This window comes from Paenibacillus sp. AR247 (genome assembly GCF_002968895.1).
In the GTDB taxonomy this organism is placed as follows: domain Bacteria; phylum Bacillota; class Bacilli; order Paenibacillales; family Paenibacillaceae; genus Paenibacillus_AQ; species Paenibacillus_AQ favisporus.
In genome coordinates, this window is sequence record NZ_PCZT01000010.1 from 82,840 (window position 1) to 97,864 (window position 15,025).

Here is a 15,025-nt window from a genome sequence, read left to right on the forward strand (position 1 = left end):
ACATAGACCATTGTTGTCAAAAAACACAAATGTCCCCAGTTCAGGAATCTCTGTGACGGAAACATGAGCATGGCTCAAACGCTCGCGCAAGGCTTGTACTGCATCCCCGTTCGGGAGCCGCAGGGCCACATGAGGGACTAAACTCTGCGGATGGGTATCTGAAGCGCCCAGCGTTGTCCTTGCTATCGGTCGTTCAAAGAAATGGAAGCCCCATACGTTGTCGTCGTTGGGTTTAACCAAAATAAGACAATGCCTGCCGCGACCTTCTTGGGACGGGGCGATATCACTGGCATGCATCCCCAACACGTCCCGGTAGAAGCGAATCGTCGCGTCCAGATCCGCTGTAATCAAGGCAATGTGATGAATACCTTGCCAAGGAATTTGAAAAGATTGCTCTGTGTGAGACATCCTACATCAGCTCCTTCTTTTTCTGGACGATATATAAGGGGATAGGGGCACTACGAGGGTCGGAACGATAGGCTTTTGCATCTGCCGCTGTTTTGCCCGCGCGAGAAACGCCGTTGGCGTGCAGCCTGCCCATTTCTTGAACTCATGGATGACATGGGCTTGATCATGATAGCCAAGATGGGAAGAGACGTCAGCGAGAGAAGTGGCTGGCCCTTGTATCAATGAGGTAAGCAGCGCCTCGAAGCGAAGGAGACGTGCGAACACCTTGGGCGATACGCCTATGCACTGCTTAAATCGTCGCTCAAATTGGCGCAATGAAAGATCGCACTCAGCGGCAAGGGTACACATACGGATCTGTCCCTGTGTATTGTAAAGCAGCTCAAGCGCAGATTGCAGAAAAGTCAAATCGTCCAGAGTCCAGTGCGTTCGTGCGGCGTTAAATTGCTGTGAGCAAAGGATTTGCTTGGCATAAGAACTGCGGCGTACCGTTCCTTCCAATGTGAGGGCAAGGCGGAGCCAAATTCCATCACGTGGGACATAGAGCGGCATAGTCTTCTGATCAAGCAATGGCATCTGTTTTGGATAAATAGGGCTGACGATTGTAAAGGCAATAGTGGAGAGGTTATGGCATTAATGCTGCTTATAGCGGGAGTATGTGATGGAATGAGTGGCACATTTACAGATGGTTTCAGAATGGTTATGGGGAAAACGAAGATTTTCGTTGGCTGATTTTCCTTAGTGATAACCTGGACTTGTTGCAGACTAAGTGTGCAGTCCGTCAGGACAAGAATTCTGAACGGTATGTAGCCACAAATTTGAATTGACGATGGGGCGGAACATTCTTGCCAGCCAGGGGGGCATCCCCAACAACGTTAACTTTTAGGTGTAACCGATTTTAGGAAAAGTTATTTGAATGTTCAGTTTATATAATAGCTGCTTAACTTGAATAGCTACAATTTCAATATCGCTATCTACTTCATCAAGTATATAAGATTCCAATACTCCTATTATTGCCGTTCCAAGAAACTTCAAAAAAATATGCTTATCGGTAATGGGATACGAATCCTCATTAATCTTTTTATTGATCTCCCCCATCGTAAAAGACGATAGCTTTTTGCGAAATGATGAAGCATCTCTGCTTTTAAACAATGCGGCAAAAAATGATTTATGCTGCTCAAAATAAGAAAACCATGAAACAGAATCTTCTATAAGTCCCGTGTCTTTTTTTTGATCACATATTTCTCGCAATTCTGCTATATGGTCATCCACAATCTTATCTAATAGATCATACTTATCCATATAATGTAGGTAAAACGTTTTTCGACTAATGTTGGCTTTCTCCGTCATGTTTCTAACCGTAATCTCGTCAAACCCTTCCTTAACTAACATTTGCAAAAAGGTCGATTGAATAGCCTGTCGAGACTTTAATATTCTTCTATCTATTTTATTCATAGAGCAGTCCCCTATTATTTTGTACACAATGATAACAATATGTGTATTAATACGCAAATAGCGTATTGTGGTAATAGAATCAATCGAACCTTTATTATAGTGTAAATATACACAAGGCAAATAACACGCACAAGTGTATTTTAAAGATGAAAGTAGTTTTAACTGTGAGGGTTCAGACACGGGCATTTATGCGGAGAAACTTGCTGAGCTAGCGCATTGAACGGGCCTATAGAGGCACTTCAGCCGAGGGTACAACCCGTGGGCAGTTATATTATATGTTTAGGAGGGTTACAGTGAAGCGATTAGAGAGAAAAACAGCAGTGATTACAGGAGGAAGCGATGGGATCGGTTTTGCCATTGCTTCGGCATTTGCCGAAAATGGCGCAAACCTTGTCTTAGTCGCTCGAAATCAAGAAAAACTGTTCCATGCAAAGCAGCTTTTACAGACAAAAGGTGTCTCAGTTGAGACAGTCTCTGCCGATCTTAAAGATCTTTCAAGCATTCCACATGTGACAGCAACACTGCTTGAGCGAACACACGGCCAAATACATGTGTTAGTCAACAATGTTGGAGTGGCCCATTTCAAACCTCTTCCTGACCTTTCCTTGGACCTCTTAGATGAAATGGTGAACCTCAATATCAAAGTTCCATTTCTTCTCATTCAACACTTGCTACCAGCACTGACCGCAACGAGAGGGAATATTCTCAATATTTCAACCTATTGGTCTCAAAAAATGATTGCGGGACGGCCATCATCAGCCTACTCGATGACACGTGGCGCGATCAATACGCTCACCAAAGCGCTCGCTAACGAGTTGGGTGAACTCCAGATCCGCACTAACGCTATCGCTCCTGGTTCTATTGACACATCGACCTTCCGGAAGTGGCTTGATACAAAGAATCAAGAAGAGCTTCTCGAATATCAGAACTACGTTACAAGCGCGTACCCGCTGGGGCACATTGGAAATGAAGAAGATGTGGCGAATACCGCTGTCTATCTGGCCTCTGACGAAGCAAAGTGGGTCACTGGAACCATTCTCAATATCGATGGTGGTTTGACTGTACGGTGAGGGTGATGGGCATTGAAGTCGTCCTATTCAATCCCATATCTCCCACCAAATCAACACAACTACTCATCTAGTAATTGACGACAACATTCAAGAGATCGAATATAGCAGACGCAACTAGAAGTTATTTGATTTGCTAAAGAACTTGTCAGAAGAAACGAAAGTGAAGTTTGTATTGCTGGTCAAATATTCTTAAGCGTCAAATAGCTCTCATCTTTGGTCAAATATTCTTAAGCGTCAAATAGCTCTCATCTTGTTTCTAAGATGAGGGCTATTTCAAGTTATCTATTTATTTTTTAAATATGCGATAAGCGAGTGTGAGCAATGGCGACCAAGGCAGCAGATTATCGAGCGCGTCCGGATCATTGGATCAGACAACTGGGGCAGCTGCTCGAACAAATATTGAAGGTACTTGAACGGATTCAAGCCATCCTTTGCCGTCTTAATCACGCTGTAGATCGTCGCACTAGCCTTTGCTCCGCGCGGCGTATTGGCAAACAACAACACCATCAGGAGTATTGTGAAAAATCGACGGCTCTGTACTTTCCTTTTTGGGTGAATCAGGGGGCATTGTAAGTTGACGAAAGGAAGGGGATATATTATATTGAATAAAACCAGGAAAATATTATGTTTTTATTGTTTTCCGTAACAGGAGTGAAATGAATGAATGATCGAATTATGGAAGTGGTGAGACACGAAATCAAGCGAAGAGGTCTCCGTTTCACCATGGCAGAACTTGCGAAGCTTTCAGGGATGAGTACGAAAACACTCTATGGAATATTCTCTTCAAAAGAGGAACTAATTACTGCAATTCTCGATGATACGATGAATGAATTGAAAGAAAAGGAGAAGGCGATTCTTGAAGACGATAAACTGAGTACACTTACTAAATTGAAAAAGTGTTTAGTTCTTGTTCCTGCAGATTTTCAGTTTGTAGATATGAACCTTATAACGGACCTCCAACGTTTCTATCCATTGCAGTGGAAGCAACTGGATCAATTTCTGAACCAACAATGGGACAGCATCCATAGCTTGTTTAATGAAGGCATCAGCGAAGGGATTCTTCGCTCTTTTAATACTGAATTATTTATCGACCTGTATGTCGGCGGTTTCTATCGACTAATAGAAGACCCCTCAGCACGTAAGAGTAACAAAGGTCTGCAGGAAAGCTTAGAAGACATGGTGGACATTCTATTGTCCGGCATTGTACAGAAAGAAGGTTAGGAATGGTATGCACTATCATCCTTATCATTGCCGGCGTCATCGGTTTAAATCTTGGCGGGGGGAGAGCGTGATTTGAGTAAGAAATTGAGAGTGCTGTTCTTGTTTACAGATATCGGATTTATGGTGTATTGGATCGTTACGATCTTTGCGCTTATTCCCAAAGCTTATCTATACCAGGATTATAGCAACGAGTTATTAGTCATCTGGAATTGGTCCTTTTTTCCGTTAGATATTTTCATTTCGATAACAGGAATATACAGTCTATATTTACATAAACGTCATGACCTCAGATGGAGCCAGATGGCTTTGATCTCTCTTACCCTAACCTTCTGTTCCGGTTTGCAGGCGATTGCGTTCTGGATCATTAAAGCGGACTACGACCTGATGTGGTGGATACCAAATCTATATTTACTGATTTATCCTTTATTTTTATTCAAAAGCTTCTTAAAGCTCTACCCCCACGAGTGCATTAAGTAAATGAGGCATAAAGAAGGAGCTGCGCTGGGCAGCCCCTTCTCCGTTTATCTGAGTTTCTCGTTTTGCTTTTGAATAAACTCCTCTTTGGTTAAACCATACAAAATAAAATCCATGTATTTGCCATTGATATAAACCACTTGTCTCCGCACACCTTAATAACGACCTCCGATGATAAACAAGAATTTAGTTGAAATCCATATTAGCACGGGTCTCCTAATTCTGGGGATAATGAATGGTTTTAATTTTTTATTATCGTTAGCTTTGGGGCATGCCTTGCCAAGTTGGACTATACCGCAACCGGCTTTTCCAGGGTGAAGAACCGGCGGAACCCCTCATTCTGTTCAAGCAGCTCCTCGAGACTGCCCACTCCGGCAATGCGGCCTTCATTCATGTAAATGACCTGATCATATAAGCCCAGTAAATCCGGATTCAAGTTGTGCGTAATCGTGATTAGGGTCAGGTCGGGAAGAGCCAGCAGCCTGTTTTCTATTTCATAGGCAGTTTGCATATCCACAGCTGAGGTCCCCTCGTCGAGAATAAGAATGGGCATGTTGCGGATCAACGCCCGGGCAACAGCGATTCTTTGGCGCTGGCCACCGGAAAAGTTAGAGCCATTTTCTCCAACAGCGGACGATAGCCCGTTCGGCAGTTGCGAAATCCATTGGTCAATTCCGCTCATTTGAATAGCGGTCTGGATCTCTTCCTCTGAATAATTCTCGTATAAGCAAATATTCTCCCGGATGTCCGTATCGAACATGTACACCTGCTGATGGATAGTTGATACCATTTGTTGAAGCCGGTCTCTATCCAGCTGTTTAAGATCTATCCCGTCATATGTGATCGACCCATCGTAGCCTGCATAGCTGCCTGACAGCAGCTTGACCAGGGTGGATTTGCCGCAGCCGCTTGGTCCGACAAGCGCATATTTTTTGCCTTTAAATAGGGTCAGATCAATATCTGCTAGCACCGTCCTCCCCTCCTTATAGGCAAAGCTCAACTGGGAAGCCTGCAAGTTGGCGTGAAATACGGGTTCGATCTCCCCTTTATAATAATGATCGTCATATTCGGCCAGAGCGTCGATTCGCTTCACTACCGGCTTGACACCCTGAATTCTAGGCACATTCTGCATAATCACGAGCACCGGGCCAACAAACCCGTTACTAAGTTGAACAAGGGCAACAAGGCTTCCCGCCGACAGTTTCCCTGTAAGGATCAAGTAGGCTGCGATGAAGACGACGGCGAATTGGGTTAAGCTTCCGAGAATCCCGGACACTCCCTCATTCATGGCGAGCGTACGATCCGCGGTGAATTTGGTATTTGCGGCGGTTTCGTTTTCCTGCGCAAATTTCTTTTCCACATGTTTGCTCATGGAATAGGACTTAATGACCTCATAGCCCGAAAGCATATCTTTAAGCCTTGAAGTGAATACAGACATTTGTGTGGAAACGGCTTCTTGTCTCTTTTGCAGGGCTTTGCCGAAAAGGGAGGGAACCGTGAACATCAAGATCATGCACCCGACCAGAATGCCGGTAACCAGCGGACTGAGAAAAAGCATGATGAGGAGGGAAGCGACAAAAATGATAACGTTCTGCAGCGTGAGCAGAAGAGGTTGGACATAGTTTTCCTCGATTAGCTTGATATCGTTGGACAAGGCGGACAAATAGTCAGCCGTATTTGTTCTCGAGAATTGTTCAAAGTTTCTTCTTAGAATCCCGCGAAATACCTGGTCTCGCAGCGTTACCGTCCAACCTCGAATCAAGTCCTTGCTGCAGATGGAATACAGATAACCAAAAAGGCCTAGCAATGGTACATAAATGATGGAGACAATCAAGGTTTGTTGAAAAAGACCCATGTCGCCTTTTACAGCGGCATCTATAATTCTTTGCAGTAAAATAGCGACAAGCACGCTTCCTGACGAGACTATGAGGCTAAAGCATACGGTAAGCGCGATCAGCCCCTTATTTTTCAATAAAGCTTTTCTCATAACTCCCCTCCAAAGTTAGACGTGATTCTAATTTGTGATTTGAGAATATCACATATATAAAATATACGTCAAATAAATTAGAAATAAATCTAAATTTCGAAAAACAAAAATCCCCTTTACTAAAAGGGGAAGTCCTAAGAGGATGGCGCAAGGCTTACAGTAGAAACTCTTCTAAATCATCAAGGAAATTCCGGATTTCGCCTTGGTCAAGGCGGTAGTACACTTTTCCGTTCTTTTTCTCGATTGAGACCAGTCCGCAGGCGAGCAGTACATTCATATGATGGGACATGGTAGCCGCCGTCAGCCCCAGTTGCTCGGCAATTTCCAAATTATATTTTGGACTCACTTTCAGGGAAGCCAGAACATGTAGTTTACTGTTGTCCCCGATCGCCTTCAGCCTGAGAAGTAGCAATTCCTGGGAACCGTCATTCGTTGACTTCTGTATCGGCAGGGCATCGACCAATAGTCCGTAGTAGCACCGTTCACTGTACATGATCTCACTCAGTGGCATGATCAAGGTTGGGTATACGACGGCCTTTTGGTATTCAAACACATCGACAAATTTAAAAAAGACGCCTCCCTCTTGTATTTGCACAGACTGACTATACTTTTGAATCAGCTTGTCCAAGGGCTTTTGAATCTCTAACCGCGCGTGCTTAAATGCTGCTAAGTTACGATTCACAAGAGCGGTCAGCGTCTGAATCCGCTCCACGGGATAATTCAGTAGGGTCATGAGCTTCCACTTCAATTTTTCATCGAAAGGAGTGTTGTTCAGGAAGGAAATGATCTCATCCAGTGTATGTATGCCCTCAAGCCGAAGAGGCTCAGGCAAAGCGGCATGTACGCCTTCATCGTTGGTAATCACCTTCAGGATCTCGAGTCGAGCTTCTTTTTCACGGATCGATTCAGGCTCAGTCATCCATTTTGGATTCTCACATACGACAGTAACGAGCATATGGAAAAATTGGTCTGTATCATCTCCAAAGAAAAACTCGGCTTGTTCATTCCATTCCCTATGCTTTAAGAAGGCTCGAATGTATTTGTCGAACGGTTTCAAATGCTTGTTGTAAAATGTTTCTCCATCCACACCGAATTTATTGAGTTCAGCAATGCCTATATCTTTGACCTTATCGGCATGTCTGCTGTAATACAGCAGACCTAACGTTTCAAAAACCGGGTCCAGTTCGGATTGAATACTAAGATTCATGGTACCTCCATGTGTTTTAAAGGTTCGGTCATTATCTAATACATTATATGTGCATGGAATTCGGTATTCAAGCTCAGCAATCTTCTCACGAACAACTGACGTACCTGAGGTTAAAAATAAAAACCGGCACAACAATGCGCCGGTTCACGAAATGCCATATAGACATATTTCCTAAAAATGCCATGGATACATAATAGTCTATAAAAAAATTCAATATAAGTCTATTACTTTTTTTGTCATAGATTGTATGTTATTAAAGCGACCGCGGCGCAAAACGAATCGGTGATCTTGCCGAACATAAGGAAGGGAGAAATCCTGCATGATTACACTCAGAAAAATCACGCTCGAAAACAGACGCGAAATATTTAAACTAGAGGTTTCGGAAGATCAGCGCCGCTTCGTTGCGTTCCAATTTGTCCAGCGTAGCTTCGTGTTACGTCCTTACCACCAATGGGGGGCATCCTTTTCCGTTTGCCATTTACGCGGATGAGCAGCCCGTCGGTTTTGTGATGATCACGTATAAAATTACCGGTTACGATACCCCGTCCATCGCAGATGACGGCTATTGTATTCTGCGGCTTATGATGGATCAGCGGCACCAAAACAAGGGCTACGGCCGGGAAGCCATGAAAAAGGTGCTGGAGTTTATCCGCACTTTTCCGGCAGGTCCTGCACAATACTGCTGGATTTCTTACAAGGCTGATAACGCGCCCGCCAAAAAGCTGTATGAGAGCTTCGGCTTCCGTGACAGCGGTGAAGTGATCGGAGACGAGCAAATCACGGTATTGCGGCTCAATTCGCGACCTTCTATTATTTGTGTCTAAGGATGCGCCAAACGCAAAACCAAACCTAAAACCAAGCAGCAGCCGGCCCAAGGACCGGCTGCCTTTCATTGATCTAGCAGGCCATTTGCAGCTCCTAGGTGGAGCCCTTTACTTTCCAACGGCATCATGCTAAACTAGATTTCGATAGTTATAGAACTGCGGAATAGATGGAGGAGGTGAGCATCATCATGGGTGATCATCAAACAGATCTGCAGGCCGTTAAGGTATATAAAGCTCTGGGGGAACCAACCCGGCTGAAGATCGCCTTGCTGCTCTCGAAAGAAAGCGATTTATGCTTCACGGCCATCGGTGAAAAGCTTGAATCAGTTGCGGGTTCGACGCTGTCGCATCATCTGAAGCAGCTGACGGATTCCGGTCTGATTGATTCACGGAAAAGCGGATCGTATATTCACTATAACGTCAATCGGGAAGTGGCGGAAAAATTTGCGCCTTATTTAATGGCGTAATTTTTTTAACCAACATTTCGATAGTTCTAGAACTGAGGAATTGATGGTTATACAAGTCATCCTCTATACCCTATGAAGAAGGAGTGCACTCTTATGAGCGACAAAGCAAATACGATGGAGATTGGAATCAGTACGTTTCTTCATGCAGATCCCGAAAAAGGGGGTGTCTCACATGCCGAGCGTCTGCGTCAAGCGATCGAAGAGATCCAATTGGCCGATCAAGTCGGCCTTGACGTCTTTGCCATCGGCGAGCATCACCGTATCGACTATACAAGCTCGTCTCCAGCCGTCATATTGGCTGCCGCTGCGGCGACCACGAAAAAGATCCGTCTATCGAGCGCGGTGACGGTGTTGTCTTCGGATGATCCGGTGCGGGTATACCAGAGCTTTGCGACGCTTGACGGACTGTCGGACGGGAGGGCTGAGATCATGGCCGGACGAGGCTCGTTCATCGAATCGTTCCCGCTGTTCGGCTATGACCTGAAGGATTACGAGGAATTGTTCGAAGAGAAGCTGGAACTGCTGCTCAAGATCCGCGCTTCAGAGCGGGTGACATGGCGCGGCGGACATCGTCCTGCGATTGACAATATGGGCATCTATCCTCGTGCTGTGCAGCAGCCTTTACCGGTCTGGATCGGCACAGGAGGCAGCCCGGAATCTGCTATTCGGGCCGGCTTGCTGGGACTTCCGATCGTCTTCTCAATCCTTGGCGGACCGCCGCAGCGCTTCGCACCCTTGGTGGAGCTCTATAAGGAAGCGGCTGTGAAAGCCGGACATGATCCAAATCAGCTGCAGATTGCTACGCACTCGCATGGCTTTATATCCGATACGACACAAGAAGCGTCAGAGCGGTATTACCCTGTGATGGCGGCACAAATGAACCGGATCGGACGGGAACGCGGTTGGTCTCCTTATACACGTGACTCATACGATGCATCCTGCAGCCTTCATGGTGCTCTTTATGTCGGGGACCCTGAATATGTGGCGGAGAAAATCCTTTTGCTGCACAAAAACCTGGGCCTAACCCGATTTCTCATGTACGTGGATTTCAGCACGCTCCCTCATCGCGAATTGCTGCGAACGATTGAGCTGCTCGGCACCAAGGTAGCACCGATCGTCCGTCAAGAGCTCGACCGTCAAGCATCAAGCGGTAATGATGGAGCGCAGTGACCCGATTGGGGCGTTTGATGCCTAAGGGCGGAGATATTATTTTTACCCATGATTTCTACAGATTTAGAACTATGAAACTGATTGGATTAGGAGAGATACGATAGATTACCGTCTACTCGCTTGCCTATGCGATCGGTACTCCGATTCTGGTTGCGCTCACGGCAAGGATGGATCGGAAGAAGCTTATGCTGTCGGCTTTGGGCTGTTTTTCATAGGCAACCTGATCACCATCACATCTACCGGCTACGGCATGCTGATGGGGGCAAGAATCATTTTGGCCATCAGTACCGGGGTATTCATGGTTGTCGCCCTTACCGTAGCGGCCAAGATGGCAAGTCCCGGTAAGCAGGGTGGTTCGATCGCCACCGTTCTCTTGGGCTTTAATCTCGCGCTCATTCTGGGGGTTCCTCTGGGAAGGGTCGTTGCGGGCTCGTATGACTGGAAGGTCATTTTCACGGGGATCGGGGTGCTCAGCCTGCTCGCCATGTTGGTTCTTCTGCTGGCGATTCCCAAATCAGAGGGAGAGGCTCCTGTTCCCATTCGGGAACAGCTCGCCTTGTTCACAACGCCCCGGATCTTCGTTGCGTTGTCCATCAGCTTTTTCTGGATATTGGGATATACGATTCTGTATACCTATATCACACCGTTTCTTCTGACCATTACGGGGATGAGCGAACGGATGGTAAGCATCGGGCTGTTTGCATTTGGGCTGGCAAGTCTCCTGGGCTCCCAAGTTGGCGGCTATGGTACAGACAAATGGGGGATCCCCCGTACGATGGTAGGCGGTCTGATCTTTCATTCGGGCATTTTATTTTTGCTGACGGCCTTCTCCCATTACTCTATGCTTGTGCTCCCATTGCTGATGCTGTGGTCCTTCTTTGCTTGGTCGATGGGTCCGGTTCAACAAGTGTACTTAATCGGTATGGCTCCCCAGGCTTCGGGGATCATCTTAAGCTTGAACACCTCCATTGTGCAGTTGGGGATGGCTGCAGGGGCTGCTATCGGAGGCGTTATTGTGGACAGCATCTCTCTGACAGCAGCCGGCTGGCTGGGTGGAATAGGGGTCGCCCTTGCGCTGATCCCGGCCGTGTATTCTTTGACAATGCGCCGCCGGGCTGCATGAGAAGAGCTGGAAGCATGTGCCTTGGCTTTCAACAAGAGTGATCGTAGGAACATTTTACGTACTTGCCCCATCATCCACTTGAACGATTCAGCATCAGCGAAAGTGCAATAGCTCGTCCAAAATAAAGGCAGCCGGCTTGTTAAGCGGCTGTCTTTTTGCGACCAGCGAAACATGCTGCCCCTGCTTTCTTTGCCTGTCTATCTCCTTCCATTCGTTCATACTGGGACCTTGCCGAGCATAAGGAAAATAAGTAGCCCGTTAACATAGAATGAACTAAAGAAATGAACGTGTTATAGGCCTCTAGTGAGCCGCTGTAAAAGGAAGCTCAATGCAAACTTTAGTTCAATCTATATAAATGAAGCCAAAACGGAGAACAAACCGTATTAAAAATAAACTGTTACAATAAATGACATCTCAAAACGTCTTCATGTAGAATATGGTAAAGGATGAAATGAGTGATGAAGGAGGTGCAAACCTAATTGGGAATGAAATACATAAAACTGCTGGGTATTACGCTGGGGGTCGTCATTGTCAACATCGTTCTGTTTTCCCCGGGGTTGATCGGTCTTAACATCGGCGGCAACGCCTTTTCGACGGCATTCGGGATTACCTTCCTTCTGGCGAGTGTTCTGGTCCTCATTTATTCGGTTTACAGTGTTAACGCCAAGACTCCGGCCGCCGTGCCGGTCAAACAGATCCAGACGCATGACGACTACGTAAATGCCTTGCAGTACTACAAGAAAGTAAAAGCGTTAGAAGCGGATATATCCCTTGCTCTAAATCAGCTTGACCGCATCGCACGCAAGAAGTACAAACTGGTCGGCGTGTTGACCCAGCGTTTCGATCCGAGCGAGCTTAGCTACAAAAAATTCATGTCGACGGTCCAGGCGGTAGAAAACGTATTTTACCTCAACCTCAAAAGCATCCTGAATCGGCTGGGCGCATTCGACGAATCCGAGTTTAAAAGTCTTAGTGGATCTAAAGCCTCCCATCTACCTCCAGAATTACTCCAAGAAAGAAAGCAGATCTACAACGAGTATTTAACATTCACCAAGAACTCCCTGGCGACCAATGAAGAGATCCTGCTCAAGCTGGATAAGCTCCTGCTGGAAATATCCCGCCTGGACAGCTTTGAAGCTGGCGACATCGAGAAAATGCCCTGCATGCAGGAAATCGATCTGTTAATTAATCAAACCAAATATTATAAGAATTAGAGGTGTTTATGTGAAGAAGGGCAGGTTTATTCTGACTTCAGTGATCGTGTTGATTTTTGTATTTGCGCTCGTATACGGGGGAATTACGGTAACCTCGAATCTCGGGAAATCGAAAGACCAGGTGACCGCGGAAGACGCAGCCAAACGGCTGGATAAATTGTATTCGAAGATTTCACCCGCAACGGCAACGCCTGTAAAAGGACAAATTGACCTGGACCCGGTGGATGTGGCCTCATCCCTTCCGGATATCAGCAAGTTTCCGATTACAGTGCCGAACACGAATGATCATTATGTCGAGATTTTCTCATCGACCGAGAAGTCGGGAACCGGCGTGGACGGCTGGCTCACGGAGGCGGCGACGGAGTTCAATAAAGCGAATGTGGCTGTAAACGGAACTCCCGTATCGGTTAAGGTCCGCAACATCGCTTCAGGCACGGCAGCAGACTATATCATGTCAGGTAAATACGTACCGGATGCCTTTACGCCATCCAACGAATTATGGGGAGAGATGGTCAAGTCCAGCGGCGTCAAAACCCAATTGGTGTCTAAGCGCCTCGTGGGCAACGTTCCCGGGATCGTCATCAAGAAGTCCAAATACGATGCACTTGTCGAAAAGTACGGTTCCATCAATGTCAAAACGGTAACGGATGCGATCGCAAGCAACGAGCTTGTCATGGGTTATACGGATCCTTTTGCCAGTTCGACCGGTCTGAATTTTCTGGTGACCTCGCTGAATACGTTCGACAGCTCCAATATTTTAAGCGATAAAGCGGTTCAAGGGTTCGAGCAATTCCAAGCCAACGTACCGTTCATTGCCTCGACGACGATCCAAATGAGGGATGCGGCCACATCGGGCTCCCTCGACGGGTTCATTCTGGAGTACCAGACGTTCGTCAACGCACCTGACCTGAAAAGCGGCTATGTCTTCACACCTTTTGGCGTGCGTCACGACAGCCCGCTCTACGCGCTTGGCGATACTACGCCGGAGAAGCTGGCCATTTTGAAAAAGTTCGCAGAATTCGTAACCCAGGATAAGTACGTTAAAGCAGCGAAAGACAAAGGCTTCAACGGGCTGGAGGATTACAAATCCGAGATGGGCCCGATTGACGGGAAGCTGCTGACTTCCGCCCAGAAGGTATGGAAAGAGAAGAAGAACGGAAGCAAGCCGATTGTAGCCGTATTTGTGGCGGATACGTCAGGCAGCATGGATGGTGAACCGCTGAACCGCCTGAAGGAATCGCTGATCAAGGGCCAAAAATATTTGGGCAAAGACAACTGCATCGGCATGGTTTCTTATTCCGACGACGTAACCATCCAGCTCCCGATCGGAAAATACGACGTCAATCAGCAGTCGATGTTCGTGGGCGCAGTGAACAGCCTTCAGGCCAGCGGCCAGACCGCGACGTTTGACGGCATCGTGGTTGCGCTCAAGATGCTGAAGGACCAGCTGGCAGCCGATCCGAACATGAAACCCGTTATTTTCGTACTAAGCGACGGTGAAACGAACAAAGGCAATTCGCTCAGCGACATCAAAGGACTGATTGAGAACTACAAAGTTCCGATTTATACCATTGGCTATAACGCCAATATTAAGGCTTTGCAAAGCATTTCCAGCATTAACGAAGCCGCCAGCATCAATGCGGATACCGATGACGTCGTGTACAAGATCGGAAATCTGTTCAACGTTCAAATGTAAGGGTGAAATCAAAGGGGGAGGATGAGATATGGCGTTTACGATGAGTGTCTCAAGTGCGGAGCAGATCCAGGCTGTGATCGAGGAGGAGGTCAAGCCGGTACCGGAAGAGGTAGCGAAGCTGAAAGAAATCGCCGATGCGAATGTGGCTTCCATTATGGAGCTGGATGTGGAGTCGCTGGACAAACGCAAGGAGATTCTGCAATCGATTGACAGCTTCGGGCTGGATACGATGAAGCTTTCTTCCGAGAAGAACAACCTGCTGCAGGTGTCCGTCGGCAATCTTTCCAAAGGCGGGGACGAAGGGGGAGCTGTCGCCAAAGGGCTGACGGAACTGCATACGCAGCTGAAGGATCTGGACCCCAGTCTGATCGACTTTGCCAAAAAGGGATTCCTCGGCAAGCTGTTCAACCCGCTGCGGGCATACTTTTTGAAGTTTGAGAAGGCAGACGACGTCATTGCTGACATTGTCGTATCCCTCGACAAAGGGAAAACGACGCTCAAAAACGACAATACGACGCTGGAGCTGGAGCAGCAAACGATCCGCGAGCTGACGAAGACGCTGAAGAAAGAAATTCAGCTGGGGACGATGATGGACGAATCGATCGAGGCGCAGATCGAAGCGGCCAAGCAAAGGGGANAAGATCCGGAAAAAAGTCCGTTTTATTACGGAGGAAGTCCTCTTTCCGATGCGGCAGCGCGTGATGGATCTTCA

Annotated in this window: 13 protein-coding genes and 3 pseudogenes; 10 read left to right on the forward strand and 6 right to left on the reverse strand. The window is 46.9% G+C overall.

Going from position 1 to position 15,025, the window contains the following annotated elements; genetic code table 11:
* From CPT76_RS19905 to CPT76_RS19915, 3 genes are all read right to left on the reverse strand, one after another.
* On the reverse strand, positions 1-408 hold a 408-nt coding region (locus CPT76_RS19905; protein WP_105444193.1), incomplete at its 3' end, for a VOC family protein.
* Positions 409-414: 6 nt separating this feature from the next.
* Positions 415-981 (reverse strand): helix-turn-helix domain-containing protein, encoded by a 567-nt coding sequence (locus CPT76_RS42205; protein WP_105444194.1) that lies wholly within the window; start codon positions 979-981, stop codon positions 415-417.
* 306 nt (positions 982-1,287) lie between these two features.
* Positions 1,288-1,860, reverse strand: coding sequence for a TetR/AcrR family transcriptional regulator (locus CPT76_RS19915; RefSeq protein ID WP_105444195.1), 573 nt, complete (start codon positions 1,858-1,860; stop codon positions 1,288-1,290).
* A 293-nt stretch (positions 1,861-2,153) separates the two neighbouring features.
* On the opposite strand from CPT76_RS19915, the gene CPT76_RS19920 reads away from it, so the two are divergent.
* A complete protein-coding gene (locus tag CPT76_RS19920) occupies positions 2,154-2,930 on the forward strand; it encodes an SDR family NAD(P)-dependent oxidoreductase (RefSeq protein ID WP_105444196.1) in 777 nt (258 codons plus the stop codon).
* 286 nt (positions 2,931-3,216) lie between these two features.
* Here CPT76_RS19920 and CPT76_RS42500 read toward each other — a convergent pair.
* Positions 3,217-3,431: pseudogene (locus tag CPT76_RS42500) on the reverse strand (transposase domain-containing protein); the annotation flags it as partial.
* Between the two features lie 159 nt (positions 3,432-3,590).
* Here CPT76_RS42500 and CPT76_RS19930 point away from each other — a divergent pair.
* Complete coding sequence (locus CPT76_RS19930; protein ID WP_105444197.1) at positions 3,591-4,151, forward strand: TetR/AcrR family transcriptional regulator; 561 nt, start codon at positions 3,591-3,593, stop codon at positions 4,149-4,151.
* A 72-nt stretch (positions 4,152-4,223) separates the two neighbouring features.
* The gene (locus CPT76_RS19935; protein WP_105444198.1) at positions 4,224-4,628 is read left to right on the forward strand and encodes a YvaD family protein; all 405 of its coding nucleotides are present in this window, start codon (positions 4,224-4,226) and stop codon (positions 4,626-4,628) included.
* A gap of 286 nt (positions 4,629-4,914) precedes the next feature.
* On the opposite strand, the gene CPT76_RS19945 is transcribed toward CPT76_RS19935, so the two are convergent.
* Together CPT76_RS19945 and CPT76_RS19950 are read right to left on the reverse strand one after the other, a co-directional pair.
* Entirely contained in the window at positions 4,915-6,612 is a 1,698-nt protein-coding gene (locus CPT76_RS19945) for an ABC transporter ATP-binding protein (RefSeq protein ID WP_105444199.1), read from the reverse strand.
* A gap of 154 nt (positions 6,613-6,766) precedes the next feature.
* Positions 6,767-7,819 (reverse strand): ArsR/SmtB family transcription factor, encoded by a 1,053-nt coding sequence (locus CPT76_RS19950; RefSeq protein ID WP_105444200.1) that lies wholly within the window; start codon positions 7,817-7,819, stop codon positions 6,767-6,769.
* Between the two features lie 319 nt (positions 7,820-8,138).
* Between CPT76_RS19950 and CPT76_RS19955 the strand changes: the two are divergent.
* From CPT76_RS19955 to CPT76_RS19985, 7 genes and pseudogenes are all read left to right on the forward strand, one after another.
* Positions 8,139-8,643: pseudogene (locus tag CPT76_RS19955) on the forward strand (GNAT family N-acetyltransferase).
* Between the two features lie 188 nt (positions 8,644-8,831).
* Complete coding sequence (locus CPT76_RS19960) at positions 8,832-9,110, forward strand: ArsR/SmtB family transcription factor (protein ID WP_105444201.1); 279 nt, start codon at positions 8,832-8,834, stop codon at positions 9,108-9,110.
* A gap of 93 nt (positions 9,111-9,203) precedes the next feature.
* The gene (locus CPT76_RS19965) at positions 9,204-10,280 is read left to right on the forward strand and encodes an LLM class flavin-dependent oxidoreductase (RefSeq protein ID WP_105444202.1); all 1,077 of its coding nucleotides are present in this window, start codon (positions 9,204-9,206) and stop codon (positions 10,278-10,280) included.
* 229 nt (positions 10,281-10,509) lie between these two features.
* Positions 10,510-11,403, forward strand: a complete 894-nt coding sequence (locus CPT76_RS19970; RefSeq protein WP_258168708.1) for an MFS transporter — start codon at positions 10,510-10,512, stop codon at positions 11,401-11,403.
* Positions 11,404-11,888: 485 nt separating this feature from the next.
* Positions 11,889-12,617: a hypothetical protein gene (locus CPT76_RS19975; RefSeq protein WP_105444299.1), complete on the forward strand. Its 729-nt coding sequence runs from the start codon at positions 11,889-11,891 to the stop codon at positions 12,615-12,617.
* Positions 12,618-12,627: 10 nt separating this feature from the next.
* The gene (locus CPT76_RS19980; RefSeq protein WP_105444203.1) at positions 12,628-14,313 is read left to right on the forward strand and encodes a vWA domain-containing protein; all 1,686 of its coding nucleotides are present in this window, start codon (positions 12,628-12,630) and stop codon (positions 14,311-14,313) included.
* A gap of 28 nt (positions 14,314-14,341) precedes the next feature.
* Positions 14,342-15,025, forward strand: a pseudogene (locus CPT76_RS19985) (toxic anion resistance protein); the annotation flags it as partial.

What these genes read in the sequence shown, in the direction of transcription:
- CPT76_RS19950 (WP_105444200.1), bottom strand. Translation starts at nt 7,819, where the DNA reads ATGAATCTTAGTATTCAATCCGAACTGGACCCGGTTTTTGAAACGTTA.
- CPT76_RS19965 (WP_105444202.1), top strand. Translation starts at nt 9,204, where the DNA reads ATGAGCGACAAAGCAAATACGATGGAGATTGGAATCAGTACGTTTCTT.
- CPT76_RS19975 (WP_105444299.1), top strand. Translation starts at nt 11,889, where the DNA reads ATGAAATACATAAAACTGCTGGGTATTACGCTGGGGGTCGTCATTGTC.
- CPT76_RS42205 (WP_105444194.1), bottom strand. Translation starts at nt 981, where the DNA reads ATGCCATTGCTTGATCAGAAGACTATGCCGCTCTATGTCCCACGTGAT.
- CPT76_RS19915 (WP_105444195.1), bottom strand. Translation starts at nt 1,860, where the DNA reads ATGAATAAAATAGATAGAAGAATATTAAAGTCTCGACAGGCTATTCAA.
- CPT76_RS19960 (WP_105444201.1), top strand. Translation starts at nt 8,832, where the DNA reads ATGGGTGATCATCAAACAGATCTGCAGGCCGTTAAGGTATATAAAGCT.
- CPT76_RS19930 (WP_105444197.1), top strand. Translation starts at nt 3,591, where the DNA reads ATGAATGATCGAATTATGGAAGTGGTGAGACACGAAATCAAGCGAAGA.
- CPT76_RS19945 (WP_105444199.1), bottom strand. Translation starts at nt 6,612, where the DNA reads ATGAGAAAAGCTTTATTGAAAAATAAGGGGCTGATCGCGCTTACCGTA.